Consider the following 26,887-nt stretch of genomic DNA (forward strand, 5'->3'; position numbering starts at 1 on the left):
CATGGGTCCCGGCTTTGCAGCGCATCACTTCGTGCTGCGCAGCATCCGGGCACGGAGGACGGAGTTTGCCTACTCCCCGTCCCGCAGGCGCCGATGCAACGCGCCCAGAATGTTGGAATAGTCGTCGGTCCAGACCCGCACCCTGTCGTCGGCTTCGGTCTGCTCCCACGACTTCGAGGCGGCGAGCCTGCCGATGTCGGCTTCCTCCCGCGCCGAGATGACGACGTCGGTCGAGAAGATGTAGTCGCCATCGCGCCCGGAATCCTCGTTGAAGACCCAGCTCTTGAGATCGTTGGCGTCGGCGATACCGACCACGACGGTCTCGAGATCGAGATGCCGGTTGGAGACGTGCATCACCACGGCGCCATGCGGCGCGAGCTTGTCCTTGTAGATCTTCATCGCCTCTTCGGTGGCGAGATGGATCGGGATCGCATCCGACGAATAGGCATCGACGATGACGAGGTCATAGGCGCCGTCGGGCTCCTTGGCGAAGGTGAGGCGCGCGTCCCCGATCACGGGCTTCATATCCGGCATGCAGCTCGAGATGTAGCGGAAATTTTTGGGATCGCGGGCGGCATCGACCATCGACTGGTCGATCTCGAAGAATTTCCAGTCCTCGCCGGGCGCGGCGGCACAGGCGAGCGTGCCCGAGCCGACGCCGATCGCTGCGACCTTGAGCGGCGCGCCCTTGCGTTCGCGGATCGCGCTGACGGCCTGACCGATGCCGCCGTCCGCGTGATAGTAAGTGATCGGCTCGGGGCGGCCGGTCACGGGCGTGCCGTCATTGTTGCGGAAGCGCTCGGCGCCGTGAATGGTGGTGCCGTGCATCAGCACGTGGAAATAGCCGCCGGGCGCCACCACGATCTTGTGCACGCCGAAGAAACTGCGCACCGTCGTGACGCGGCCCTCGTCCGCGGGATAGACGCGGATCAAGGCCAGCGCGAGCACGACCGTGGCAAAGATCTTCCAGCGGCTGGCATTGAGCGCCAGCGCCAGCAGTGCCGCGAGCACGCCGACGCTGCCGGCGACCCAGACGCGGTGATCCTCGAACCAGGTCGAGATGCCACCCGTGCTGGTTGACGGCACCACCAGCGCCACCGCGATCGCGGCGAGCGCCAGCCAGTACCATTTGACGACACCGGCAAGCCGTTCGTTCGCAATCGGCCGGCACAGCGCGGCAAGCGCGACCAGGATCGGATATTCGGCGATCCACGAGAACGTGAAGGGAGCGAGGAGACCGGCAAAGAGGCCGCCGACCATGCCGCCGAACGACAGCGCGACATAGAAGCCGGTGAGATATTTGGCGGCCGGCCGGGTCCGCGCCAGCTCGCCGTGGCAGGCCATGGCGATGACGAAGAAGCACAATTGGTGGCCGCCGAGCGTCAGCAGCAGATTCTGTTCGCCGCCAAAGGCGAGCAGGACGACAACGCCCGCGATCGCGACCGGCTGCAGCGTCAGCATCCATTTGTGCGGCAGCAGCGGCCGCGACTGGAATACGATGACCCAGGTCAGCAGATACAGCGACAGCGGCAGCACCCACAGCAGCGGCGCCGCCGCAACGTCCGTCGAGATGTGCGCGGTGACGGCGATGAGCAGGCCCGATGGCACCGCGGCGAGGAAGATCCAGCGCAGCCGCGTCAAGACGGCCGGCGCCGGCGCATTGGCGTCCTCTGTCGTCGCGTCGACCACGGCCAGTTTCGGCGAGCGCAACAGCAACACACCGCAGGCGCCGATCAGCAGGATCAAGAGGGCATAGCCGCCGGTCCAGAGCCGGTTCTGCGTGTGCAGCGTGAATACCGGCTCCAGCAGGAACGGATAGGACAGCAGCGCGAGGAAGCTGCCGATGTTGGAGGAGGCATAGAGGAAATAGGGATCATGTCCGGCGGGATGGCCGGTGCGCACGAACCAGGCCTGCAACAGCGGATTGTTGGCCGCGAGCGCAAAGAACGGCAGGCCGATCGAGACCACGAACAGACCGAGCAGCCAGAACGCATAGTTCGAAGCCGGCGGCTCGCCATAGCCGGAGGCGATGCCGAGCGGCAGCATGACGAAGGCCGCGATCAGCAGCACCAGATGCACGGCCACCGGCACGACGCGGCTCCTCGCCTGCATCAGGAAGTGCGCATAGGCATAGCCCGCCAGCAGCAGCGACTGGAAGAACACCATCGCCACCGACCACACCGCCGGCGAGCCGCCGAGCCGCGGCAGCACCATCTTCGTGAACAACGGCTGCACCGAGAACAGCAGCAGCGCGCTGACGAAGATCGCAGCGGTGTAGACCGTCAGCACCAGCCGGTTGCGCGAGGCGGCCGGCTGCTCCGTGGCGGCGGGTTGCACGATCGAATCCATGGAAGCTCCGGCTCAACCCCGGCGGACGCCGGGCGCGCGCAATGGAGCACAAGGCGCCTGAACGAGCAATAAAGGGAGGCGTGATGTTGCAGTGGGCAATGCTTGATATAGAGATGTCATTCCGGGGCGCCTCGAAGAGGCGAACCCGGAATCTCGAGATTCCGGGTCTGGTCCTTCGGACCATCCCGAAATGACAGTGGAACAATTCGAAACTCTCATGACCGAGATCGACGTCGTCATCATCGGCGCTGGCCATAACGGCCTCACCTGCGCGGCCTATCTCGCGAAAGCGGGTTTGCGGGTGCGCGTGGTCGAACGGCGCAAGGTGGTCGGCGGCGCCGCGGTCACCGAGGAGTTTCACCCCGGCTTCCGCAATTCGGTTGCGGCCTACACCGTGAGCCTGCTCAATCCGCAGGTGATCGGCGACCTCGATCTCGTCGGGCAAGGCCTGCGGGTGGTCGAGCGGCGCGCGCAGAATTTCCTCCCCGCGCCGGACGGCAGCTATCTCCTCACCGGGGAGGGCCGGACGAAGGCATCCGTTGCGCGACTGAATGCGCATGACGCCGGCGCGCTCGACGGGTTTTCACGCGAGCTGGAAGACATCGCCGACGTGCTCAGGCAGTTCGTGCTGCGCGCGCCGCCGAACCTCGTCGACGGTTTTGGCACTGCGGCGTTGCGCGAAGGCGTCAATGCCTGGAAGACCGCCGGCATCCTGCGCGGCCTCACCCTGGAACAGAGCCGCAATCTGCTCGATCTCTTCACCCGCTCAGCCGGCGAGATGCTGGATGAGCGTTTCGAGCATGATCTGGTCAAGGCGCTGCTCGGCTTCGATGCCATCGTCGGCAATTATGCCAGTCCCTATGCCGCCGGCTCGGCCTACGTGATGCTGCACCACGCCTTCGGCGAGGTGAACGGCAAGAAGGGCGTCTGGGGCCATGCCATCGGCGGCATGGGCGCGATCACGCAGGCGATGGCGCGCGCGGCGCGCGACCGCGGCGTCGTGATCGACACGGACGCCGGCGTGCGCGAGGTGATCGTCGAGCGCGACCGCGCCGTCGGAATCGTGCTGGAGAACGGCGAGGCGATCCGCGCGAAATATGTCGCGGCCAACGTCAATCCAAAGCTGCTCTACACGCGGCTGATCGCGGCCGAGGCCCTGCCTGCGGACTTCCTCGCCCGCATCCGTCACTGGAAGAACGGCTCCGGCACCTTCCGCATGAACGTGGCGCTAGATCGCCTGCCCTCCTTCACGGCGCTGCCGGGCGAAAGCGACCATCTCTCGTCCGGCATCATCCTGGCGCCGAGCCTTGCCTACATGGACCGCGCCTATCTCGATGCGCGGGCGCAGGGCTGGAGCCGAGAGCCCGTGGTCGAGATGCTGATCCCCTCCACGCTCGACGACACGCTGGCACCCACAGGACAGCACGTCGCGAGCCTGTTCTGCCAGCACGTCGCGCCGGAGCTTCCGGACGGAAAGTCGTGGGACGACCATCGCGAGGAGGTCGCCGATCTCATGATCGCGACGGTGGACAAGTACGCGCCGGGTTTTGCGGCGAGCGTGCTTGGCCGCCAGATCCTGTCCCCGCTCGACCTCGAACGGCAGTTTGGCCTCCTCGGCGGCGACATCTTCCACGGCGCGCTGAGCTTGAACCAGCTGTTCTCGGCACGGCCAATGCTGGGCCATGCCGATTATCGCGGGCCGTTGCGAGGCCTCTATCATTGCGGCTCAGGGGCCCATCCCGGCGGCGGCGTCACCGGTGCGCCCGGCCATAACGCCGCGCAGGCGATCCTGAGGGATCACCGCTCGCTGTTCGGACGCCGTGGATAGATCTGTGGACTGCTTGTGGACAGGCTGTTGAAGGGTTTGTGGGTAGGCCGCGGGATGCTTGGACCAAGCGCGTCGGGACGGCCGGGGGAAAGACCGTGGATAATTGCAGGGACAATGGCGGGATAACCAGTGGATAGCGTCCCGGCGAGTAGCGCATAACCTGTGAATATCGAAAAGCGACGGCCAAGAACGACCTCGCCCGCCAGGGGGAATCCCTTGGCGGGCGGTGATCAGGATAGCCTCGGAAGAAAAGCAGCCCCCGCTGGGAAAATGGAGGCGGAATTTACTTCAGGTTGGTGCTAATCGTCGTGAACTTGTCGTTCATGGTGCTGCCCAGGCTGTTCACCACGGTGATGATCGCCAGGGCGATGCCCGCGGCAATCAGACCGTATTCGATCGCCGTCGCACCGGACTCATCCGACCAGAACTTCTGAATCATGCTCTTCAAGACTGCCTCCGTTTCAATTCCAAGCTGTGTTGGCTTCGTTCGACATCCGAGAATGTACGGCGCGGAACCTTCAGCCGGGTAAACCCGGGAACCGCAACTTGCGCGGAAAATTGCCGGCAAAAATTGCAAAAATTCAACGCAACGGAACCCTGAATGCAGCCTGCTCCAACCCATCGCGCCAGCTTTTCGATCGGCAGCGAGGCCGACGCCAGGCGCGTCGTCGATGTGCTCACGGAGGTATTCTTCGAGGGCGACGCGGCGGTTGCGGCCTTCGAGCGGCCGGACGGACAATGGGACGTCACGCTCCATTTCGCCGAGGCGCCTGATGCCACATGGCTGCGCGAACTCATTGCAACATCAGCAGGAAATGAGATCGCCGCGACGCTCGCCTTCGACATTGTCGAGGCCAGGGACTGGGTCAGGGCCAGCCTGGAGGATCTCGTGCCGGTCCCGGCCGGGCGCTTCGTCGTGCACGGTAGTCATGACCGCGACCGCGTGGCGCCGAACAAGCTCGCCATCGAGATCGAGGCGGCGCTCGCCTTCGGCACCGGCCATCACGGCACGACGCGTGGCTGTTTACTGTTGCTTGACCATGTCCTGAAGAGTTCCAGCCCGAGGAACCTGCTCGACCTCGGCACCGGAACCGGCGTGCTGGCGATCGCCGCGGCAAAGGCGCTGCATCGCGCCGTGCTCGCTTCCGACATCGATCCGCCCTCGGTGCGGGTGGCCTCCGAGAACGCCTCGCTGAATGAAGTCGGCAACCATGTGCGGGTGATCCGCGCGACCGGCTTCGGCGCGCCGGATTTTGGACGGGCCGGTCCGTTCGACCTGGTGCTGGCCAACATCCTCGCCAATCCGCTGCGGCAATTGGCGGGCCCGATGGCACGGCATCTCGCGCCCGGCGGACGCGTCATCCTCTCCGGCCTGCTGACGCATCAGGCCCCCGCCGTGATCGCCGCCTATCGCGCCCGCGGCCTCGTGCCGTTGAAGCATCTGCGGATCGAGGGGTGGAGCAGTCTGTTGCTGCGGAAGATGGGGAGCGAGGTGCCATAGGGTGGGCAAAGCGAAGCGTGCCCACCATTCCGCCCCCGAATAAAGCGAAGATGGTGGGCACGGCGCTTCGCGCCTTTGCCCACCCTACGGCATCATCAATGCCGCTACTCCGCCGGCTTTTCGTCTTGGCGAATTTCCCGCTCGACCTGCAAGGTGCGCCTGGCGCGACGCTCGGCGATGCGGTCAATCATCTGGCTGATGACGCTGCGCGGCTTCTGCGGTGCCGCCGCAGTCGGAGCCCGTCGCGCCGGCGGGGAAATTTTCTCAAAGGAGAATGCTGGCATCGTGTGTCCCCTCGCCGTTGAGATGAACCACCTGCTCGAATATCGCTGTCATCCGGACGAAGCGCGGCTGCCGCATCCTTTACTCCACTCAATACAAGTGGAACCATTCAAGCACAGTCCATGCCAGATGCGACGCAAATTGCGTCCAGATTGCGGACTCGTCCCCATGATCCTAAAGTGATCCACCATGTTCGAAGCACACTTCCAGACATTCGAGGAGCCGGAGGCCGGCGTCGCATTGACGGCACGGCTGGCCGCACTTCGCGAAGAACTCGCCCGTCGCAAGCTCGCCGGCTTCGTCGTTCCCCGCGCCGATCAGCAGCAGAACGAATATGTGCCGCCCTCGGAAGAACGGCTGGCCTGGCTGACCGGCTTCACGGGCTCGGCGGGATTCGCGGTGGTTCTGGCGCAGGAGGCCGCATTGTTCGTCGACGGCCGCTATACGCTTCAGGCCGCCAAGCAGGTCGATGCAAAGGCATGGGTGGTGGAATCGCTGATCGACCCGCCGCCGGAGAGCTGGGTGTCGACGCATCTGAAAGCCGGTGACCGCCTCGGATTCGATCCGTGGCTGCACACTTTTGCGGCAGCCGAGCGCCTGTCCGCCGCCTGCGCCAAGGCCGGCGCAGAGCTGGTTGCCGTCGACAGCAATCCGATCGACGCGATCTGGCAGGACCGCCCGCAGCCGCCGCTCGCTCCCGTCGCCGTGCACGGGCTGCAGCATGCCGGCGTCACCGAAGCCGAGAAGCTGGCGCAGATCAGAGGCGAGATCGGCAAGCTCGGCGTCGACGCGCTGGTGCTGTCCGACAGCCACGCGGTCGCCTGGACCTTCAACATCCGCGGCGCCGATGTCGCCCATACGCCGCTGCCGCTGTCCTATGCGCTGGTGCCGAAAGACGGACGTCCCACCATCTTCATCGATCACCGCAAGCTCTCCAACCTGACGCGCGACCATCTCGAGCAATCCGCCGACGTGCGCGAGCCCGACGCGATGGCGCCGACGCTGATGGCGCTGGCCAAGGGCGGCGGATCGATCGCACTGGACAGTGCCACCGCAGCCGACGCGCTCAGCCGGCTGATCGCAAGCGCCGGCGGCAAGCCGGTGCGCGGCAGCGACCCGATCGCACTGCTCAAGGCGGTCAAGAACGCGACCGAGATCAAGGGGACGCAGACCGCGCATCGGCGCGACGCGCTGGCGCTGGCGCGCTTCCTGGCGTGGGTCGACCGCGAAGCGCCAAGCGGCAAGCTGACAGAGATCGACGCGGTCGAGGCGCTGGAGACGTTTCGCCGCGACACCGGCGCGCTGAAGGACGTCTCGTTTCCGACCATCTCCGGCACCGGCCCCAACGGCGCCATCGTGCACTACCGCGTCACGCGCAAGAGCAACCGGCGCATCGCGCCCGGCGACCTCCTGCTGATCGATTCCGGCGCGCAGTACGAAGACGGCACCACCGACGTCACCCGCACCATGGCCGTGGGCGAGCCGACCGCCGAGATGCGCGACCGCTTCACGCGCGTGCTGCGCGGCCATATCGCGATCGCGCGCGCGGTTTTCCCGGACGGCACTACCGGCGCGCAGCTCGACACGCTGGCACGGCAATATCTCTGGGCCGCCGGCGTCGATTTCGAGCACGGCACCGGCCACGGTGTCGGCAGCTATCTCTCGGTGCACGAAGGGCCGGCGCGGATTTCGAAGCTCGGCACCACGCCGCTGAAGCGCGGCATGATCCTCTCCAACGAGCCCGGCTATTACAAGACCGACGGTTTCGGCATCCGCATCGAGAACCTCGAGCTGGTGGTCGAAGCCAGCATCGAGGGCGCCGAGAAGCCGATGAACGCGTTCGAGACGCTGACGCTCGCGCCGATCGACCGCCGGCTGATCGATGCCGCGATGCTGAGCAAGGATGAGCTCGACTGGCTCAACGCCTACCACACGCGCGTGCGATCCGAGGTCGGGCCGGCGCTCGACGAGTCGACCAAGGCCTGGCTCGATCGGGCGACGGCGGAGCTGAAGGCGTAGGGCCTCACTGCCGCAGCGCATGGCGCCACGCCCCCTGCGCAAAGCTCTTCCCCAACACAACTGTCATGCTCTGCGAAAGCGGGACATCGAGTATTCCAGAGCCCGCAAACGTAGATCGAGACGCCGCGGCGTACTGGATTCCCCGCCTGCGCGGGGAATGTCAGCAGAGGCTGACGCCAACATCGTGCTTCCATCATCACCGTCCCGGAATCCGTATAGCCGCATTCCGAAACGCCGATATCCGTCTTGCGCCGGCGCGCTACAGTCGATTCGAACTCAGAAGATGGACACGCATGCACGGCATCATCAGCAAGCCGCCGGAAGGGACGCGCAACCTCGCGACCTCGCGCGGGGTGCTGCTGCTGCTGGTCGTGATGACCGGGATCGCGCCGATCTCGCTCTACATCCTGGTTCCGGCGCTGCCGGTGCTGGCGACGAATTTCGGCAGCGACATCTCGATCGCGCAGATGACGGTGTCGCTCTACATGGTCGGCATCGCGTTGTCGCAGCTGATCATGGGCCCGCTGTCCGACCGGTTCGGACGGCGCCCAGTGCTGCTCGGAGGGTTGGCGCTGATGGTGGCGGCCAGCATCGCCTGCATCTTTGCCGAAACCCTGCCGCAGCTGATCGCGGCCCGTTTCTTCCAAGCCCTGGGCGGCGCCGCCGGCATGGTGGTGAGCCGCGCCATCATCCGCGACATCTATGAGCGCGACCGCGTCGCCTCCATGATCAGCCTGGTGGTCGCGGCGCTGATGATCGGACAGATGGTTTCTCCGCTCACCGGCGGCCTGATCGAGACGGCGTTCGGCTGGCGCGCGATCTTCTACGCCATCACCGTCGCTGCAATCATCGTCGCCGTCGGCATCGCGGTGGCGCTGCCGGAAACGCGGCGCAGCCGCGCCGCCGGCGGCAGCTTCCGCGGCGACGTCGCCGTCCTGATCAAGAGCCGCGCCTTCGTCGGCTATGTGATGTGCCAGGTGCTGGCCTCGCAGATCATCTTTACCTTCGCGGGCGGCGGCCCCTATATCGTGGTGACGCAGATGGGCCGGACCAGCGCCGAATACGGCGCCTGGTTCGCGACGACGGGGTTTGCATTTCTCGTCGGCAACCTGCTTTGCGTGCGCTTCGCGCCCAGGCATTCGCTGGAGAAGCTGATCTGGTTCGGGCTCGCGCTCCAGATCTGCGGGAGTCTGCTGAACCTGCTGTGGAGCTTCACCGGGTGGAACGAGGCCCCAAGCTGGCTGTTCGGCACGCAGATGATCGTCATGGTCGGCAATGCCTTCGTGATGGCGAATTCCGCCGCCGGCGCGATCAGCATCCGTCCCGAAGCCGCCGGCGCCGCCTCGGGCGCCATGGGTTTTCTGCAGCAGGGGATCGGCGCGCTGATGTCGCAGTTCGGCGCCTATCTCGGCGGCCATTCCTCGACCACGTTGCCGCTCACCTCCGCGGTTCTCGCGGTCTCGCTGCTCTGTGCCTGCATGATGATTTTCGTCGTTCCCCGCCACCAGGTCGTGGTGAGCGAGAAGCTGATCGAGCAGGCGGAGGAGGAAGAGAGCGGGATGATGTAGCTGTCGCTGGGGCGCGACGGCCGTCACCCTGCGTTCGGTGTCATCCCCGCGAAGGCGGGGGATCCAGTATTCCAGAGACGCTGCGGGGATACGGATAGGCCGCGGCGTACTGGATTCCCCGCCTTCGCGGGGAATGACGGCGGAACGTGACGCGCGGGCGCGCCCCCTCACTCCCCGATCAGCTTCAGCCACTCGTCCTCGGTCAGCACCTTGACGCCGTGCTTGTTGGCCTCCGCCAGCTTCGAGCCCGCACCGGGACCGGCGACGACGAGATCGGTCTTCTTCGACACCGAGCCCGAGACCTTCGCCCCCAAGCGCTCTGCCGTGGCCTTGGCCTCGTCGCGCGTCATCTTTTCCAGCGATCCGGTGAACACCACCGTCTTGCCGGCGACGGCCGAATTGCTCTTCGGCTTCTCGGCGTCGACGATCTCGACCTCCTTGGTCAGCCGCTCGACGATGCCGCGATTGTGGCTCTCGCCGAAATAATCGGCGATGCTCTTGATCACGGTGTCGCCGATCTGGTCGAGCGCGTCCATGTCCGCGATCGCCTCCTCGTCGCCCTTGGCGACCTTGAGGCAGGCATCGTGGAAGGCATCCCAGGAGCCGTAGCCGCGCGCCAGCGCCAGCGCCGTGGTCTCGCCGACATGGCGCATGCCGAGCGCATAGACGAAGCGCTCCAGCGCGATCCTGCGCCGGCTCTCGATGGCGCCGAACAGATTGCGCACCGAGGTCGCGCCATAGCCCTCGACCTCTTCGAGCTTGAGCCTGGAATTGCGCTTCTCCAGCGTGAAGATGTCGGCGGGCTCCTTGACCCATCCCTCGTCGAAGAAATACTGGAGCTGCTTCTCGCCGAGACCGTCGATGTCGAAAGCACGGCGCGAGACGAACAGCTTGAGGTGCTCGATCTTCTGATAAGGGCAGGCGAACTCGCCGGTGCAGCGGGCACGCGAGCCCTCTTCGCCCGCCGCCGTCTCCTCGCGCACTACGTCGGTGTGCAGCGGACATGGGCACTTCTTCGGGAAGTGGAATTCCCGGGCAGACTTCGGCCGCTTGTCGAGAACGACGTCGACCACCTGCGGGATGACGTCGCCGGCGCGCTGGATCACGACGGTGTCGCCTATCCTGATGTCGCGCCCCTCGCGCAGCACCTCGCCCTTGTTGCCAATGCCCTTGATGTAGTCCTCGTTGTGCAGCGTGACGTTCTGCACGATCACGCCGCCGACACCGACCGGCTCGAGCTTGCCGACCGGCGTGAACGAGCCGGTACGGCCGACCTGGATCTCGATGTCGCGCAGCACGGTCATGGCGCGCTCGGCCGGGAATTTGTGCGCGATGCCCCAGCGCGGCGTGCGCGAGACGAAGCCGAGCCGCTCCTGCCAGTCGATGCGGTCGACCTTGTAGACGACGCCGTCGATGTCATAGTCGAGCCTTGCACGCTGCTCCTCGATCGCATGATGGAAGGCGAGCAGTCCCTCGATGGAATGGCAGAGCTTGGTCAGCGGGTTGGTCTTGAAGCCGCAGCGCTCGAACCAGCCGATCATGCCGCTCTGCGTCCCCTCCGGCATCGCGCTCATCTCGCCCCAGGCATAGGCGAAGAAGCCGAGGGGACGCGAGGCTGTGATGGTCGGATCCTTCTGCCGGAGCGAGCCCGCGGCCGAGTTGCGCGGATTGGCGAAGATGGTGCCGCCTTCGGCCTTCTGCCGCTCGTTGAGCGCGAGGAACGCCTTCTTGGTCATGTAGACCTCGCCGCGCACCTCGCAGATCTCCGGGACGTTGCGGCCCTTCAGCTTCTGCGGCACGTCTTCGAGCGTGCGGATGTTGGCGGTGACATCCTCGCCCACCGCGCCATCGCCGCGCGTCGCCGCAGTGACGAGCTCGCCGCCTTCATAGCGCAACGACATCGAGAGGCCGTCGATCTTCGGCTCGGCGGAGAAATCGACCTTGCCGTCGTCGAGCTTGAGGAAGCGCACGATGCGGCCGACGAAGTCGCGCACGTCTTCTTCGGCAAAGGCGTTGTCGAGCGATAGCATGGGCACGGAATGCCGCACCTTCTTGAAGCGCCCCGACGGCGCGGCGCCGACCTTCTGCGAGGGCGAGTCCGCGCTGACGAGCTCAGGGAAACGCTTCTCGATGGCGTTGAGGCGCTGGCGCAGCGCATCGTATTCGGCATCGGTGACGGTCGGCGCGTCCTCCTGATAATAACGCTCGTTGTGCCCCTCGATCTCGAGCGACAACCGCATATGCTCGACCTTGGCCTGGGCCTTGGTGAGATCGGCGACGTCGCGCGGAGGTGTTGCTTTGGATTTTGCTGCTCTGGCCATTGTGCTTGGATACGACGGAGCGGGTAGCACGGTAAAGGCGTGTGGAAATCTCGTGCCCCGGACGCAGCGCAGCGCCTCTTCGGCGTTGCGCTGCAGAGCCGGGGCCCATGCGACGAGAGCTCTGGGTCCCGGCTCTGCGGAGCAGCGCTACGCGCTGCACCGCGTCCGGGACACGAGAGCTAAGCCGTTGCCGCCTTCAGCAGCCGCTCCGCGGCGGCCCTCGCCTCGGCCGTGATCTCGGCACCCGCGAGCATCCGCGCGATTTCCTCGCGGCGGTGGTCGGCGGCGAGCGCATTGACGCGGGTGGCGACGCGCTTGCCCTTGTCGAGGGCGTCCTTGGAGATCAGCAGATGCTGGTCGGCGCGGGCGGCGACCTGCGGGGCGTGGGTCACGGCCATCACCTGGACCTTGCCGGCGAGGCGCGCCAGGCGCCCGCCGATGGCGTCGGCGACCGCACCGCCCACGCCGGTGTCGATCTCGTCGAACACCAGCGTCGGCGCCGAACCGCGGTCCGACAGCACGACCTTGAGCGCGAGCAGGAAGCGCGACAGCTCGCCGCCCGAGGCGACCTTCATCAGCGGCCCCGGCTTGGTGCCCGGATTGGTCTGCACCCAGAACTCGACGCGGTCGAAGCCTTGCGGCCCCGGCGCGGCCTCGTCGGTCTCGACCTGGGTCATGAACCTGGCGCGTTCGAGCTTGAGCGGCGCGAGTTCGGCGTTGACGGCCTTGTTGAGCTTCTCGGCCGATTTCTGCCGCGCCGCCGACAGCTTCTTGGCGGCGGCGGCATAGCGGCCATCTGCCTCGATCGCGGCCTGCTCCAGCTTCTTCAATTGCGAGGCACCGGCGTCGATCAGCACGACGTCGGCGGCATATTTGGCGGCGAGCGCGGCGAGCCCGTCGACCGGCGTCGAGTATTTGCGCGAGGCGGCGCGAAGGGCGAACAGCCGTTCCTCGATGCGCTCGAGCTCTGCCGGATCGAAATCGGTTGCGGCCAGGGCGGCCTGGAGATGCTGGTCGGCCTCCTCAAGCGCGTTGATCGCTGCGTCGATCGCCTTCACGGCCGGCTCGACCAGAGCCGGCGAATTGACGCCGCGGCGCTCCAGCCGGCGCACCGCGGCCGAGAGGGCCGCAACCGGCGAATGATTGCCGCCGACCGCCTCCTGCGCCTCGCGCAGATCAGAGGCGATCTTCTCGCCCTGCATCATGGTGGTGCGTCGCGAGGCCAGCGCAGTCTCCTCGCCGTCCTTGGGCGCGAGCTGTTTCAGCTCGGCGGAGGCGTGGCGCAGATAATCGGCCTCGCGCGCGGCGCGCTCCATGCCGGCGCGATGCTCCTCCAGCGCGGTGTTGGCGGTCCGGCGTGCGTCCCAGAGCGTTTCGACCGCGGCGACGTCCTTCTCCAGGCCGGCGAAGGCGTCGAGCAGGCGGCGATGGGTGGCGGCGTCCACCAGCGCGCGCTCGTCGTGCTGGCCGTGAATCTCGACCAGGGCGGCGCCGACCGCCTTCAGCGTCTGCACGCTGATCGACTGGTCGTTGATGAAGGCGCGGGTGCGGCCGTCGGCGAGCTGCACGCGGCGCAGGATCATCTCGCACGATTCTTCAACGCTGGTGTCGTCGAGGCCGTTCTCGGCGAGGATCTTCGCCGCAGGGTGATTCTTGGGGACATCGAACACGGCGGTGACCTGCCCCTGCTCCGCGCCGTGGCGCACGAGGCCGGCGTCGCCGCGGCCGCCGAGCGCCAGCGCAAAGGCATCGAGCAGGATGGATTTGCCCGCACCGGTCTCACCGGTCAAAACCGCAAGGCCCGTTGCGAATTCGATATCGAGCCGTTCGATCAGGACGATGTCGCGGATCGATAGACGCGCCAGCATGGAACCAAATTTCCTAGCCGAGGCCCATCTTCTTGAAGGTCTTGCTGATCCAGGACCCCTGATTCTCGCTCGGCTCGAGACCGCCGGATTTTACAAGATTATAGGCGTCCTTGTACCAGCGGCTGTCAGGAAAATTGTGGCCAAGCACGGCCGCCGCGGTCTGCGCCTCGCCGACGATGCCAATCGCCATATAGGCTTCGGTCAGCCGGTACAGCGCCTCCTCGACATGACGGGTGGTCTGGTACTGGGTGACGACGGTCTTGTAGCGGTTGATCGCCGCCGTGTAGTCGCGCTTCTGCGCATAGTAGCGGCCGACGTTCATTTCCTTGCCGGCGAGTTGGTCGCGCGCACCTTCGATCTTGGCCTTGGCGGATGTCGCATATTCCGAGTTCGGATATTTGCGCACCACCTCTTCCAGCGCGGCGATCGCCTTCTCGGTACGGGTCTGGTCGCGGCTGATGTCCGGGATCTGGTCGTAATGGGAGGCCGCGATCAGATATTGTGCATAGGCCGCATCCGGGCTGCCGGGATGCAGCGTGACGTAGCGGGTGGCCGCGCCGATGCAGCCGTCGTAGTCGCCGCCCTGATAGGACGCATAGGCGGACATCAGCAGCGATTTGCGGGCCCAGTCGGAATAGGGATGCTGGCGATCGACCTCTTCGAACTTCTTGTTCGCCGCCTTCATGTCCTTCTTCTCGTTCATGAGGTACAGGCCCTCATTGTAGATCTTGTCGGCGGGCTCCTCGACGAAGGTGTCGTCCTTGGCGGTGAACTTGTCCCAGAGCGAGCCGGTGCCGCAGCCGGCCAGCGGCAGCGCGAGCAGGATGAAGGTGACCGCCTGAAGCAGCCCACGAGCTCGCAGGGAGATCGAGAAATATCCGCGCGTCATACGCTGTGCCGACATGAGTTTAAGCCCTGACGCCCTGTGATGCGGTGCCCGCCAGCCCATGACCCCGTCACGGGCGCGAAATGGTGCCGTGGTGCCTGCCATGCGACCACGCCGATGGATCCGAAAAGCGATCTTTAACCAACCGGATAGGCAGGCAATTCGCCCGGATTAAGGCGAACGTGCCGCAATGCTAGCCGATCATGGTTACCAGGAGTTTCCCGGGTGTGCGCCGCGGCCGGAGGCCGGCGGCAACTGCTCTGCTCAGGACACGTTCGGCCCGTAGGCCGCCGCAACCCGGCCACCGACGATCCCGCGGCCAACTTCGCCCACGGGACGCGTGGTGCGGCGGATCGCCTCGCCCTCGACCACCCGCCAGGCGGTCCGATCGGCCAGCAACGCAGTCAGGACGGCATGGTTGAGCTTGTGGCCGCCACGCACCGAGCGGTAGGCGCCCAGCAGCGGCAGGCCGGCCAGCGAGAGATCGCCGATCACGTCCAGCACCTTGTGGCGGGCGCATTCATCGGCGTAGCGCAGGCCCTCGGTGTTGAGCAGCCGCTCGTCGTCGAACACGACGGTGTTGTCGAAGGAGGCGCCGAGGGCATAACCCGCGCTCCAGAGCCGCGCGACATCGGACATCAGACCGAAGGTCCGGGCCCGGCCGACTTCGCGGCGGAAACGTTCCGGGTTGAGTTCGAAAGTATAAGCCTGCTGGCCGATGACGGGATTGGTGAAGTCGATCTCGACCTCGACACAGAACCCGTTGGCATGGGGCCTGATTTCGCCGAAGGAATCGCCGATCTTGACCGAGATCGGCTTCAAGACCTGAATGAAGCGGCGTTGTGCCGGTTGGGTCACGATGCCGGCCTGGTCGATCGCCGCAATGAAGGCCGCGGCGCTGCCGTCCATGATCGGCACTTCCGGACCGTCGATCTCGATGGTGGCGTTGTCGACACCCATGCCCCGCAGTGCAGCAAGAACATGCTCGGCAGTGGACACCAGCGGACCGTTGCGATCGCCGAGGACGGTGGCGAAGTCGGTCGCGATCACCTGATCGGCCGTCGCCTGAACTTCGCGATCACTTCCCTCGAGGCCTGTCCGGATAAAAACAAAACCCGCGTCGACAGGCGCGGGCCCAAGCGTGAGAGTGACGGGAAGACCGGAATGAACGCCCACGCCTGCCACGGAGGCTTGCGCACCAAGCGTTGTTTGCCGGCTAAATTTCATCAGGAACCCGCCCCACTACGACCCATTGTGACTTATACGAGACCAACTTGCCCGGCCAGTGCCGGCGCCGCGAATCCGTATCCCCAAGTCACGGCAAACCATAATCACTGCCCTAAACAGCGCCAACTCACGCTTTTTTACCGATTGTTACCCCAAACCCGCCGTATTCGCGCCAAGGCTTAACCAAATTGCGCCGAGCTTCTAGGCCGCTGCCGGCAATTCTACCGAACACCCAAACGCGTAATTAATCATTTAAAATCAGCTGCTTGATTGCACAATCCGGGCATGCACGGGAGCAAAGAAAAGGTCCCGGCAAGCTGGTTGCCAGGACCTGTTTTCGTCTGCCTTATTGTAACAATCCTCAGGTCGCCTGCCGCCGCAGGAAGGCCGGGATATCAAGATGGTCGTCGCCCTGTGGCGCCGGCGCAACAGGCGCGGGACGGCCATGCATGTCCAAGCCCTGCGGGGCCGGACGGCGAGCGTACTCTGATACCGGTTCGTTCGATGCGATCTGCTGTGCCACGGTCTTCTGCGGCCGGCGCTCGGGCAGCGGCGGCATCGCGGGGCCGGTGGTGCGGGCCGCAACGGGCGCCTCGCTTTCCTCGTCGCGACGGCCGAGGCCGACATTGGCGAGGCGCTGCAGCAACGACAGGCGGCTCTTCTGCGGCGCCTCCTCCTCGACCTCACCGCGCGCCTGGCGCAGCTCGGCCTGGGCCGGCATCGGCAGCTCGTCGATGCGCGGCATCCTGGGCGTGCGGACCGGGCGCTCGGCCTGGGGCGGGATGAAGGTTTCGGGCGTCATCGGCTCCTGCATCACGGCCGGGGTCTGCTCGGGCTCCGGAAACAGGGTCGGCTTCTGCGCGATCGGACGCACGGTGACGTCGCCGTAGGTCTGCATCGGCGCCGGGGCCTGCGGAACGTCGGCAACGGCAGCCGCGATGGCGGCGAGCGCGGCGCGCTCGACGTTCGGACGGGGCGCCATCGGCGCGGTAGCAACCGGAGCCTGGCTTGCGGCCGGGATCTGCGCTTCCAGCTTCTGGGCGCGCTCGGCCATGCGCTGGTTGTCGGCGCGGAGCCGCGCGGTCAGGTCGGCGAGACGGCTCTCGGCGGCCGCGGCCGGGGCTGCGGGCGCCTGCTGCGCCTGCGGCGCCGGGTTTGCGACGGGGGCGGAGGTGGCCTGGCTGTTGCGGGCGATCGCGGCCTGCTCGATGCCGGTGGCGACGACCGAGACCCGGATCAGGCCGTCGAGCGCTTCGTCGAAGGTCGCGCCGACGATGATGTTGGCGTCCTGGTCGACTTCCTCGCGGATGCGGGTCGCGGCTTCGTCGACCTCGAACAGAGTGAGGTCCTTGCCGCCGGTGATCGAGATCAGCAGGCCCTTGGCGCCCTTCATCGAGCTATCGTCGATCAGCGGGTTGGCGATCGCCGCTTCCGCGGCGGTCAGCGCGCGCTTGTCGCCGGAGGCTTCGCCGGTGCCCATCATCGCCTTGCCCATTTCGCGCATGACGGCGCGGACGTCGGCGAAGTCGAGGTTGATCAGGCCTTCCTTGACCATCAGGTCGGTGATGCAGGCAACGCCCGAATAGAGCACCTGGTCGGCCATCGCGAAGGCGTCGGCGAAGGTGGTCTTCTCGTTGGCGACCCGGAACAGGTTCTGGTTCGGAATGATCAGCAGCGTGTCCACGACCTTGTGCAGCTCGGCGATGCCGGCTTCGGCGGTGCGCATGCGGCGGCCGCCCTCGAAGTGGAACGGCTTAGTCACGACGCCGACGGTGAGGATGCCCATGTCGCGCGCGGTCTTGGCGATCACGGGAGCCGCACCGGTGCCGGTGCCGCCGCCCATGCCGGCGGTGACGAACACCATGTTGGCGCCCGAGAGATGGTCGCGCAGCTCGTCGATCACCTCTTCCGCCGCCGCGGCGCCGACGTTCGGCTGCGAGCCGGCGCCCAACCCTTGCGTGACCGCGGTGCCCATCTGCACGATGCGCTGCGCCTTCGACATCGTCAGCGCCTGCGCGTCGGTGTTGGCGACCACGAAGTCGACGCCCTGAAGGCCGGCCGTGATCATGTTGTTGACGGCGTTGCCACCGGCGCCGCCGACGCCGAACACGGTGATCCGGGGCTTCAGTTCGTGAATATCAGGAACATTGATGCTGATGGTCATGGTTGCCTCTCGATCACGCGCGCGTGGGTTCGCCCCGGCCGGCGGCCGCGGGTGTTGGTGAAAGTCGGGAATTGCGGAAATGAATCATCAGAAGCCCTCGCGTAGCCATCGTCCGACCTTTCCGAAATAACCGCCGGTCCCTGTCTTGACCTGGTGCCGCGTATGCCGCGGTTCGACATGTTCGAGGTGAACATATTGCGGGTAGACGAGGAGTCCGGCCGGCACCGCGAACGCGGCGTTCTTCGCCTCGTTTGGCAGCCGGCCGAAGCCGAGCGGACGTCCGACCCGCACGGGCCGGCCGAGAATCTGGGTACCGAGCTCGACGAGGCCGGTGAGCTGCGAGGCTCCGCCCGAGAGTACGACGCGGCCGTTGGGCTCTGCGGCGAAGGGCGAATCCTTCAGCTTGTCCCGAACCATTTCGAAGACTTCCTCGGCACGGTGCTTGACGATGTTGGCGATGGTGGCGCGGGAGACGATCTGCGGCAGATCCTGCTCGTCACCGGCTGTCGGCACAGACATCAGCTCACGCGAGTCCGATCCGCCGGTGATGACGGTGCCGTATAACGTCTTGATTCGCTCGGCGTCGGCAATGGTCGCGGAGAGTCCGCGCGCCAAATCCATCGTGATGTGTTGCCCGCCGACCGCAAAACCCGCCGCATGCACGAAACGGCCGCCTGAATAAACGGCAATCGTGGTGGTGCCGGCGCCCATCTCGACGACGGCAGCGCCGAGATCGGCCTCGTCGTCGGTCAGCACCGACAGGCCGGCCACATAAGGGCTCGCTGCCATGGCTTCGACATTGATGTGGCAGCGTTCGACCGCCAGCATCAGGTTCCGTGCCACGGTGGCGTCGCAGGTGACGACGTTCATGTCGACGCCGAACTGATGGGCAACCATGCCGCGAGGGTCTCGGATGCCCTTGACGCCATCGAGCGTGTAGCCGACCGGCAGCGCGTGCAGCACGGTGCGGCCGTCGCCGGTGGCGTGACGCATGCCGGTGGAGGTGACGCGGCTGACGTCGGCCTGCGTCACCGCACCACCTCGGATGTCGGCGGCGGCTTCGACCAGCTGGCCGGACAGCCGGCCGCCGGAGACCGAGAGCAGCACGGACTCGACCCGCACCTTGGCCATCTTCTCCGCGAGCGCGACGGCCTGGCGCACCGCCTGCTCGCATTCACCGAGATCGATCACCGCGCCGGACTTCATGCCGCGCGACTGGATCTGGCTGTATCCGATCAATTCCACCGCATGGGTGCGGCCGCGCAACGCCTCGCTCGGCGGCGACGGCTTCAGCCGCGCGATCATGCAGGCGATCTTGCTGGTGCCGATGTCGAGGCAGGCGACGAGGCCGCCCCGCTTGTGCGGCATCGGGCGCGTCTTCGGCGTCTGGGTGCGATCAAGACCGGTCATGCGGAATCCCCGGCCTTCTTTTTCTTCTTGTCCTTGAACAGATCCTCGCGCGCCTTGGCGGCGTCCTCCGACAGCTGCACCACCAGCCGATCGGGCAGGCGCATGTCGACGGCGACGATGTCGCGGGAGAACAGCCTGTCCTCCTTGTCGAGCCTGGACAGCATCGCGAGCGCGTTGCCGACGTCCTGCTCGGGCAGACGGATGTCGAGGCCGTCCTTGAGCCTCAGATTCCAGCGCCGCTCGCCGACGTAGATCGCGGCCTTCGTCACCGCATTGACCTGCGGATAGCGCGCCAGCAGCGCCAGGAAATCGCGAGCCTGGGTCTCGGCGCCCTTGCCGACCACGAGCGGCAGCGTCAGGAAGCGGCGCGAGACATAGGGCTCGAGCACGGCGCCGTCATCGGCGATCACCGAGAGCCGGCCGGCCTCCTGCCACAGCGCGAACGCCTTGCGCTCGGTGAGCTCGATCATGAGCTGGCCCGGATAGAGCTTCAGCACGGTCGCATCCGCGATCCAGGGATTGGCCTTGAGCTTGTCGCGCACCGCGTCGGCGTCGAGGAACAGCAGCGAAGAGCGGCCGCTGACGCCGCCGATCGCCAGGATCTCGTCCTGGGTGAGCTGCTTGCGGCCGTTGATCACGACGGAGGTGATGCGGAATCCGGCGGAATTGGCCAGCGCGTTGCGGGCGTCGCTGACCGCGGTGATGAAATCCTGGAGATGGCCGCCCTTGACGATGCCGAAGCCGCAGCTGCCGATCAAGAGCAGCACGGTCATGCTGATCCCGACCCGGCGCGGCAAATAGCGCTCGACCAGCGCGACCACGCGCGGCGGCGGCTCGCGCTCGACGACGGCCTTGGCCCTGGCCTTGGTCTTGTCCTTGGCGGCTGCGCGCGCCGCCTCAAGTCTTTCCTGGCGCTTGTCCTGCACCCACTCGCGCAGAAGCACGACCGCTCCGACAGCGGCCGCCTTCAGGTCAGCTTGGGGCCTCAGCGATCTGAAAAGAGACCGGGTGAGGCTTCCTGCTCCATCCATTGCACGAGCTCGTCAACAGTTTGCCCGCGACATCGCGCGGATCCTGGCGAACATGACGTCGTGGACGTGCCGGGCCGGGTGCTGGTCTTCAGCAGAAGAAAACCTCTCCCCTTCAAAGCGTTCGCTGGAGGTGACATCACCCGCGACAGCTCACGCGCCGGCAGCCAAAGCGCCATATGCGCCGCCAGCGTTAACCTTCGGACGTCCTGGTAAACAAAAGGTAAAATTCGTTAACGTCCGGCGCATTTTGCCGGGCCATGTGAGGCATTTATGCCGCGATGTCCGGCATTTTACCGGTTTTGGACGCCAAACCGGCCCGTTTCGCCGATCCGGCCGTTAACCAGTCCTAATTATTTCCGCACACCCCGCTGCGCGAGCTCCACCAGGTCGCGCAGGAAGTCGACGAATGCGATGCCCTCGGCTTTCAGCGCCTTGGGGTAGAGCGAGGACTTGGTCAGCCCGGGCAGCGTGTTGGTCTCGAGATAGACGAGGCCCTTGTTCGAGACGATGAAATCCGACCGGGAATAGCCGGTGCATGACATCGCGCGGTGCGCCAGCATCGCCTGCACCTTCAGCGCGGCAGTGATCTCGGGCGCGAAACGGCCCGGGCAGATCTCCTGGGTCGACTTCAGGAGATATTTCGCGGCGTAGTCGAAATTGCCCTCGCCCGGAATGATCTCGATCGGCGGCAGCGCGATGATCGAGCCATCGGTGCGCTCCAGCACACCGCAGGTTGCCTCGACGCCGGCGATGTAGGGCTCGATGACATAATCTTCGTGCTTTGCCGCATTGCGGACGGCGACGAGATCCTGCCTGGCGTTGACGAAGATCAGGCCGTAGCTCGAGCCGTCGCGCGCCGGCTTCGCGATCAGCCTGCCGTATTCGGCAAGAGCCTCATCGATGTTGTCGAGCGCAACGTTTGCCGGCGGCGTTACGCCGCCGAGGGCGGCAAACCGCTTGGCCGCGACCTTGTCGAAGGCAAGATGCGAGGAGGCCGAGCCTGAGCCGGTGAAGGGCACGCCGCGCGCCTCGCACATCACCTGCAATTCGCCGTTCTCGGCACGCCCGCCATGCAGACCGAGCACCAGCACGCGCCCCTCGGCCTTGGCCTGGTCGAGTGCCTGCTCCAGCGGAATGCCACGCGTGCCCGGCTTGAACTCGTCCTCGAAGGGGCGAGCATGTTCGAGCAGTTGCTTGGACTGCACGACATGCACCTTGTCCTCGATATCCCACCACCAGAGATCCGCCTCGGGCAGCGCGAGATGCAGCGCCTGCGCCGAAGCGACCGAGACCAGACGCTCCCGGTTGGAGCCGCCGAAGAGGATGGTGATGCGCATACGCTGCCTCTGTTTCTTTCTCATTCCGGGGCGCGCAAAGCGCGAACCCGGAATCTCGAGGTTCCGGGTTCGGCGCTTCGCACCGCCCCGGAACGACATTCACGCGGAAATCCCGATCCGCTTGATTTCCCAGTGTAGCTCGATCCCGGAATTTGCCTTCACCCGTTCGCGCACGGTCTCGCCCAACGTCTCGATGTCGTGCGCGGTGGCATCGCCGGTGTTGATCAGAAAATTGCAGTGCATCTCCGAGACCTGCGCGCCGCCGACGCGCAGGCCGCGGCAGCCGGCGGCGTCGACCAGCTTCCAAGCGGAGTGGCCGGGCGGATTCTTGAAGGTGGAGCCGCCGGTCTTCTCGCGGATCGGCTGCGCGGTTTCGCGATGGTTTTGCACCTCCGCCATGCGCGCGCGGATCGCCTCCGCGTCCCTGATCTCACCGCGAAAGCGCGCGGAGGTGAAGATGATGGAAGGATCGACGCCGCTGCTCCTGTAGACGAACTTCATGTCGGCATTGGAGAACACGTGCTTGGTGCCGTCGCGGCCGACGCCCGTCGCCTCGATCAGCACGTCCTTGGTCTCGCCGCCATTGGCGCCCGCATTCATGCGCAAGGCGCCGCCGATCGTGCCGGGAATGCCGAAATAGAATTCGAGCCCGCCGATATTGGCGGCGGCGGCGACTTCCGCCACCCGCTTGTCGAGCGCGGCGGCGCCCGCGGTGACGACATCGCCGCTCGCGCTGGCCTCGCCGAAGGCGCGCGGCAAAAGGCGAATCACCACGCCCGCGATGCCGCCGTCGCGCACGATGAGGTTGGAGCCGACGCCGACGACGTAAACCGGAATGTCGGCAGCAAGGTGCGCGAGGAAGTAAGCCAGATCGTCCTCGTCCGCCGGCGTGAACAACACCTGCGCCGGACCGCCGACGCGAAACCAGGTGAGCTCGGCGAGCGACTGGTTGGCGAGTAGTCGGCCGCGCAGCTCTGGCATCGCGGCTTTGAGAGTGGGCGTGATGTCGGGGAAGCTCACCGCCCTACCCCAGCGCCTTCAATTCGCCGGGCAATGCATACGCCCATTGCGTGATGTTGCCGGCGCCAAGGCACACGACGAGATCGCCCGGCTTCGCGAGCTCCTTGACGATGCGCGCGAGCTCTGATGCCGCCGGCAGCGGGATCACCTCGCGATGGCCGTGGGCGCGCAAGCCCGCGACGAAATGATCGCGGTCGATGCCCTCGATCGGCGCTTCGCCGGCGGCATAGACGTCGGCAACGATCACCGCGTCGGCGTCGTTGAAGCAGGTGCAGAACTCCTCGAACAACGACTGCAGGCGGGTGTAACGATGCGGCTGCACCACGGCGATCACCTTGCCGGTGTAGGAATCGCGCGCCGCTTTCAGCACGGCTGCGATCTCCACGGGGTGATGGCCGTAATCGTCGATGACGGTGACGCCGTGCCACTCGCCGGTCTTGGTGAAGCGGCGCTTGACGCCGCCAAAGCCGGCCATCGCCTTGCGGATCGCCTCGTCCGACACGCCGAGCGCATGCGCGACCGCAATCGCCGCCGTAGCGTTCGAGGCGTTGTGCCGGCCCGGCATCGGCAGCGCGAGGTCGGCGATCTCGTGCATGGTGCCGGCCTTGCGGTCGCGGATCACGACCTTGAATTTCGAGCCGCCGCCGCCCGCGGTGAGATCGACCAGCCGCGCATCGGCCTGCGGATTCTCGCCGTAGGTGATGATGCGGCGATCCTCGATCTTGCCGACGAGGCTCTGCACCACGGGATGATCGATGCACATCACGGCAAAGCCGTAGAACGGCAGGTTCTCGACGAAATGACGGAAGGCGTCCTGCACGGCCTCGAAGGTCTTGAAGTGATCGAGATGCTCGGGGTCGACATTGGTGACGATCGCGACATCGGTCGGCAGTTTCAGGAACGTGCCGTCGCTCTCGTCGGCCTCCACCACCATCCAGTCGCCGGCCCCCAGCCGCGCGTTGGAGCCATAGGCATTGATGATGCCGCCGTTGATCACGGTGGGATCGAGCCCGCCGGCGTCGAGCAGCGTCGCGACCATCGTCGTCGTCGTGGTCTTGCCGTGCGTGCCGGCAATGGCGACGCAGCTCTTCAGCCGCATCAGCTCGGCCAGCATCTCGGCACGGCGTACCACAGGAATGCGACGTTCGCGCGCCGCCATCAGTTCCGGATTGTCGCGCTTGATCGCCGTGGAGACCACGACCACCTCGGCGCCGTCGACATTCTCCGCCTTGTGGCCGACCGAGACCTTCGCGCCCTTCTTGCGCAGACGGTCGAGATTGTAATTGTCGGAGGCGTCCGAGCCCTGCACGGCATAGCCGAGATTGACCAGCACCTCGGCGATCCCGCTCATGCCGATCCCGCCGATCCCGACGAAGTGGATGGGTCCGATCTCGCGCGGCAGTCTCATGTGGTTTCCTTGGGGTCATCGTCCGCGAAGGCGGACGATCCAGTACTCCGCGACGCCAGAGATTCAAATCAACTGCGTCGGATACTGGATGCCCCGCTTTCGCGGGGCATGACAAGTGGCTTTTTTGGCCATTCGGGCCGGAACAGGCGTCAGATTCCCGCGACCTTGACCACGAGATCCGCGAGCCGCTCGGCCGCATCGAGCCGCCCTACCCCCTTCGCGGCCGCAGCCATCGCGGTGAGGCGAGCGGGTTCGGCGGCCAGACCGGAGATTTCGGCGGCGAGACGATCGGAGCTGAACTCGGTCTGCGGGATGCGGATCGCGCCGTCGACCTTGGCCAGCACGCCGGCATTGGCGAATTGGTCCTGATCGATCGAGCCGGGCAACGGCACCAGGATCGAGGGCCGGCCGATCGCCGCGAGCTCGGCCACCGTGCCGGCGCCGGAGCGCGATACCACGAGATGGTTTGAAGCGAGCCGTGCTGGCAGATCGGTGAAGAACGGTGCGAGCTCGGCCTTGATCTTGAGCTTGTCATAGACCGCGCGCACGCGGCTCATGTCTTCCTCGCGCACCTGCTGGGTGAGGACGAGGCGATTCCATAACGCCGGCTCGAGCCGCTCGATCGCACCGGGCACGATGTCGGCCATGATGCGCGCGCCCTGGCTGCCGCCGACGACGAGCAGGCGCAGCGGGCCGTTCACCTCGGGCGCGGCATAAGGCACAGCGGCGGCGGCGAGCACGGCCGGGCGCATCGGCGTGCCGACCGTCGTGGTCTTGCCGGAGAGCGCGGGATCGCGGTCGAGCACCCCGGGCAAGGACGTCGCGATGGCGCGGACGTGGGCGGACAGGAACCGGTTGGCGCGGCCGAGCACGGCGTTGGCGTCGTGGATGATGCCGGGCACGCCGGCGAATTTCGCCGCGACCAGCGGCGGCAGCGTCGGATAGCCGCCGAAGCCGACGACGGCGACGGGCTTCAAGCGCTTGATCAGGCGATACGCGGAGAGCGTGCCGGCGGCGAGCGTGAAGCCGGCATAGGCGAGTTGCAGCGGATTGCGGCCGCGCGCGGTCTCGCTTGCCACGACGTCGATCATGTCCTTGCTGAACAGCCCGCTATAGCGCAGCGCGCGGTCGTCGGTGACGAGGCGGACGCGATAGCCGCGCCGGATCAATTCGACGCCGAGCGCCTCGGCCGGAAACAGATGGCCGCCGGTGCCGCCCGCGGCGAGAAGAATCAGGGGGGAGTTGTCCATGGTGGAGGAGTTTTACAGTGTCTGAGCCGTCATTGCGAGCGCAGCGAAGCAATCCAGAATCCCTCCTTGGAGACAGCCTGGATTGCTTCGTCGCTTCGCTCCTCGCAATGACGAGCTAAGCGTAGCTGCGCATCGCCTCGGCATGGCCGCTGGCTTCGACCTCGGTGCGCGGGCGCAGCCGCGTCAGCGCCAGCATCATGCCGACGCCATAGGCGAGCGACACGATCGAGGAGCCGCCATAGGAGATGAACGGTAGCGTCATGCCCTTGGCCGGGATGAGCTGGAGGTTGACCGACATGTTGATCGCCGCCTGCACGCCGAACAGGATCGCCAGACCCGAGGCGGCGAAGCGCGAGAACATGTCCTCATTGGCATACGCGCGCGACAGCGTACGGAGGACGACGAAGGCGAACAGCGCCAGCATGGCCAGGCACAGGATGATGCCGAACTCCTCGGCAGCGACGGCGAATACGAAATCGGTGTGGCTGTCCGGCAGGCTACGCTTGGCGATGCCCTCGCCCGGCCCGAGGCCGAACCATCCGCCGTTGTAGAAGGCTTCCATGGCGGTATCGACCTGGAAGGTGTCGCCGGAGGCCGGATTCATGAAGCGCCTGATACGCCCCGCCACGTGCGGGACGAACAGATAGGCGCTGAACAGGCCAGCGGCGCCAAGGCCTGCGAGACCGAACACCCAGATCATGCGCATGCCCGCGATGAAGAACAGCGAGCCCCACACCATCAGGACCAGCATGGTCTGGCCGAAGTCGGGCTCCATCACCAGCAGCGCGACCAGCATCAAGAGCAGCATCAGTGCCATCGTGGTCGCCGGCATCTCAGGGCGCCGGGTCGATTCCGCGAACAGCCATGCCGCGATCACGACGAACGACGGCTTTGCGATTTCGGAAGCCTGGATGTTGACGCCGAGCAGCGTGATCCAGCGCCGCGAGCCCTTCACCTCCGGGCCGATGGCGAGCGTCAGCACGATCAGGACGATGCTGATCGCGAAGATGATCAGCGCGCTGCGGCGGATCGAGCGCGGCGACAGGAAGGACACTCCGAGCAGGACGATGCAGGACGGCAGCAGGAACAGCACGTGGCGGCTGAAGAAGTGGAAGGGCTCGAGCCCGATGCGGGTCGCAACCGGCGGGCTTGCCGCCAGCGACAGGATCACCCCGGTCAGCATCAAAGCCAGGATCGCGCCCATCAGCGGCTTGTCGACGGTCCACCACCACTCGGAAAAGGGGGTGCGTTCTTCACGGGAGAGCATGGGCGGCCGCTTTCGGACGGAGGTCCGTCCATTGGTCGCCGAGGTTGGTTACCGGAGGGTTAATAGCTTGTTCAAGTTTTGAAGAGTCTCGTGCCCCGGACGCAGCGCAGCGCCTTTTGCGGTGCGCTGCAGAGCCGGGGCCCGGCGAGCT

The 26,887-nt window shown here is 66.1% G+C and carries 19 protein-coding genes; 4 read left to right on the plus strand and 15 right to left on the minus strand.

The features are described from left to right. Positions 1-69: 69 nt before the first annotated feature. Positions 70-2,349: a fused MFS/spermidine synthase gene (locus DCM80_RS01785; RefSeq protein ID WP_257195458.1), complete on the minus strand. Its 2,280-nt coding sequence runs from the start codon at positions 2,347-2,349 to the stop codon at positions 70-72. Between the two features lie 217 nt (positions 2,350-2,566). Here DCM80_RS01785 and DCM80_RS01790 point away from each other — a divergent pair, with 217 nt between their 5' ends. Then, positions 2,567-4,177, plus strand: a complete 1,611-nt coding sequence (locus DCM80_RS01790) for an NAD(P)/FAD-dependent oxidoreductase (protein WP_257195459.1) — start codon at positions 2,567-2,569, stop codon at positions 4,175-4,177. Between the two features lie 283 nt (positions 4,178-4,460). Here DCM80_RS01790 and DCM80_RS01795 read toward each other — a convergent pair whose 3' ends face one another. Beyond that, a complete protein-coding gene (locus DCM80_RS01795; protein WP_373568139.1) occupies positions 4,461-4,616 on the minus strand; it encodes a Flp family type IVb pilin in 156 nt (51 codons plus the stop codon). A 162-nt stretch (positions 4,617-4,778) separates the two neighbouring features. Between DCM80_RS01795 and DCM80_RS01800 the strand changes: the two genes are divergently transcribed. Beyond that, the gene (locus DCM80_RS01800) at positions 4,779-5,678 is read left to right on the plus strand and encodes a 50S ribosomal protein L11 methyltransferase (protein ID WP_257195460.1); all 900 of its coding nucleotides are present in this window, start codon (positions 4,779-4,781) and stop codon (positions 5,676-5,678) included. Between the two features lie 104 nt (positions 5,679-5,782). On the opposite strand, the gene DCM80_RS31210 is transcribed toward DCM80_RS01800, so the two are convergent. Next, positions 5,783-5,962, minus strand: coding sequence for a hypothetical protein (locus DCM80_RS31210; RefSeq protein ID WP_306594630.1), 180 nt, complete (start codon positions 5,960-5,962; stop codon positions 5,783-5,785). Positions 5,963-6,149: 187 nt separating this feature from the next. Here DCM80_RS31210 and DCM80_RS01805 point away from each other — a divergent pair, with 187 nt between their 5' ends. Both DCM80_RS01805 and DCM80_RS01810 read left to right on the plus strand, forming a co-directional pair. Continuing rightward, positions 6,150-7,979, plus strand: a complete 1,830-nt coding sequence (locus tag DCM80_RS01805; RefSeq protein ID WP_257195461.1) for an aminopeptidase P family protein — start codon at positions 6,150-6,152, stop codon at positions 7,977-7,979. Between the two features lie 293 nt (positions 7,980-8,272). Further along, a complete protein-coding gene (locus tag DCM80_RS01810; protein ID WP_257195462.1) occupies positions 8,273-9,547 on the plus strand; it encodes a multidrug effflux MFS transporter in 1,275 nt (424 codons plus the stop codon). Between the two features lie 167 nt (positions 9,548-9,714). On the opposite strand, the gene ligA is transcribed toward DCM80_RS01810, so the two are convergent. The 12 genes from ligA to ftsW form a co-directional block, all read right to left on the minus strand. Then, positions 9,715-11,868, minus strand: coding sequence for an NAD-dependent DNA ligase LigA (ligA, locus tag DCM80_RS01815; protein WP_257195463.1), 2,154 nt, complete (start codon positions 11,866-11,868; stop codon positions 9,715-9,717). A gap of 179 nt (positions 11,869-12,047) precedes the next feature. Beyond that, complete coding sequence (gene recN / locus DCM80_RS01820; protein ID WP_257195465.1) at positions 12,048-13,736, minus strand: DNA repair protein RecN; 1,689 nt, start codon at positions 13,734-13,736, stop codon at positions 12,048-12,050. 13 nt (positions 13,737-13,749) lie between these two features. Further along, positions 13,750-14,640 (minus strand): outer membrane protein assembly factor BamD, encoded by an 891-nt coding sequence (locus DCM80_RS01825; RefSeq protein WP_257177049.1) that lies wholly within the window; start codon positions 14,638-14,640, stop codon positions 13,750-13,752. A gap of 246 nt (positions 14,641-14,886) precedes the next feature. After that, positions 14,887-15,849, minus strand: a complete 963-nt coding sequence (gene lpxC, locus DCM80_RS01830; RefSeq protein ID WP_257195466.1) for a UDP-3-O-acyl-N-acetylglucosamine deacetylase — start codon at positions 15,847-15,849, stop codon at positions 14,887-14,889. Positions 15,850-16,210: 361 nt separating this feature from the next. Continuing rightward, positions 16,211-18,013, minus strand: coding sequence for a cell division protein FtsZ (gene ftsZ, locus DCM80_RS01835; RefSeq protein ID WP_257195467.1), 1,803 nt, complete (start codon positions 18,011-18,013; stop codon positions 16,211-16,213). A gap of 87 nt (positions 18,014-18,100) precedes the next feature. Next, positions 18,101-19,423, minus strand: coding sequence for a cell division protein FtsA (gene ftsA / locus DCM80_RS01840; protein WP_257195469.1), 1,323 nt, complete (start codon positions 19,421-19,423; stop codon positions 18,101-18,103). Continuing rightward, a complete protein-coding gene (locus DCM80_RS01845) occupies positions 19,420-20,454 on the minus strand; it encodes a cell division protein FtsQ/DivIB (protein WP_257195470.1) in 1,035 nt (344 codons plus the stop codon). The genes ftsA and DCM80_RS01845 overlap by 4 nt, the downstream gene beginning before the upstream one ends. 350 nt (positions 20,455-20,804) lie before the next feature. After that, on the minus strand, positions 20,805-21,791 hold the full coding sequence (locus DCM80_RS01850) for a D-alanine--D-alanine ligase (protein ID WP_257195471.1): 987 nt from the start codon (positions 21,789-21,791) through the stop codon (positions 20,805-20,807). 99 nt (positions 21,792-21,890) lie between these two features. Beyond that, complete coding sequence (gene murB / locus DCM80_RS01855) at positions 21,891-22,811, minus strand: UDP-N-acetylmuramate dehydrogenase (RefSeq protein WP_257195472.1); 921 nt, start codon at positions 22,809-22,811, stop codon at positions 21,891-21,893. Positions 22,812-22,815: 4 nt separating this feature from the next. Further along, positions 22,816-24,219, minus strand: a complete 1,404-nt coding sequence (gene murC, locus DCM80_RS01860; RefSeq protein ID WP_257195473.1) for a UDP-N-acetylmuramate--L-alanine ligase — start codon at positions 24,217-24,219, stop codon at positions 22,816-22,818. Between the two features lie 149 nt (positions 24,220-24,368). Beyond that, positions 24,369-25,469, minus strand: coding sequence for an undecaprenyldiphospho-muramoylpentapeptide beta-N-acetylglucosaminyltransferase (gene murG / locus DCM80_RS01865; RefSeq protein WP_257195474.1), 1,101 nt, complete (start codon positions 25,467-25,469; stop codon positions 24,369-24,371). A 115-nt stretch (positions 25,470-25,584) separates the two neighbouring features. Then, positions 25,585-26,736: a putative lipid II flippase FtsW gene (gene ftsW, locus DCM80_RS01870; RefSeq protein ID WP_257195475.1), complete on the minus strand. Its 1,152-nt coding sequence runs from the start codon at positions 26,734-26,736 to the stop codon at positions 25,585-25,587. Positions 26,737-26,887 lie beyond the last annotated feature (151 nt).

It is taken from the genome of Bradyrhizobium sp. WBOS08 (assembly GCF_024585125.1).
Lineage (GTDB): Bacteria > Pseudomonadota > Alphaproteobacteria > Rhizobiales > Xanthobacteraceae > Bradyrhizobium > Bradyrhizobium japonicum_B.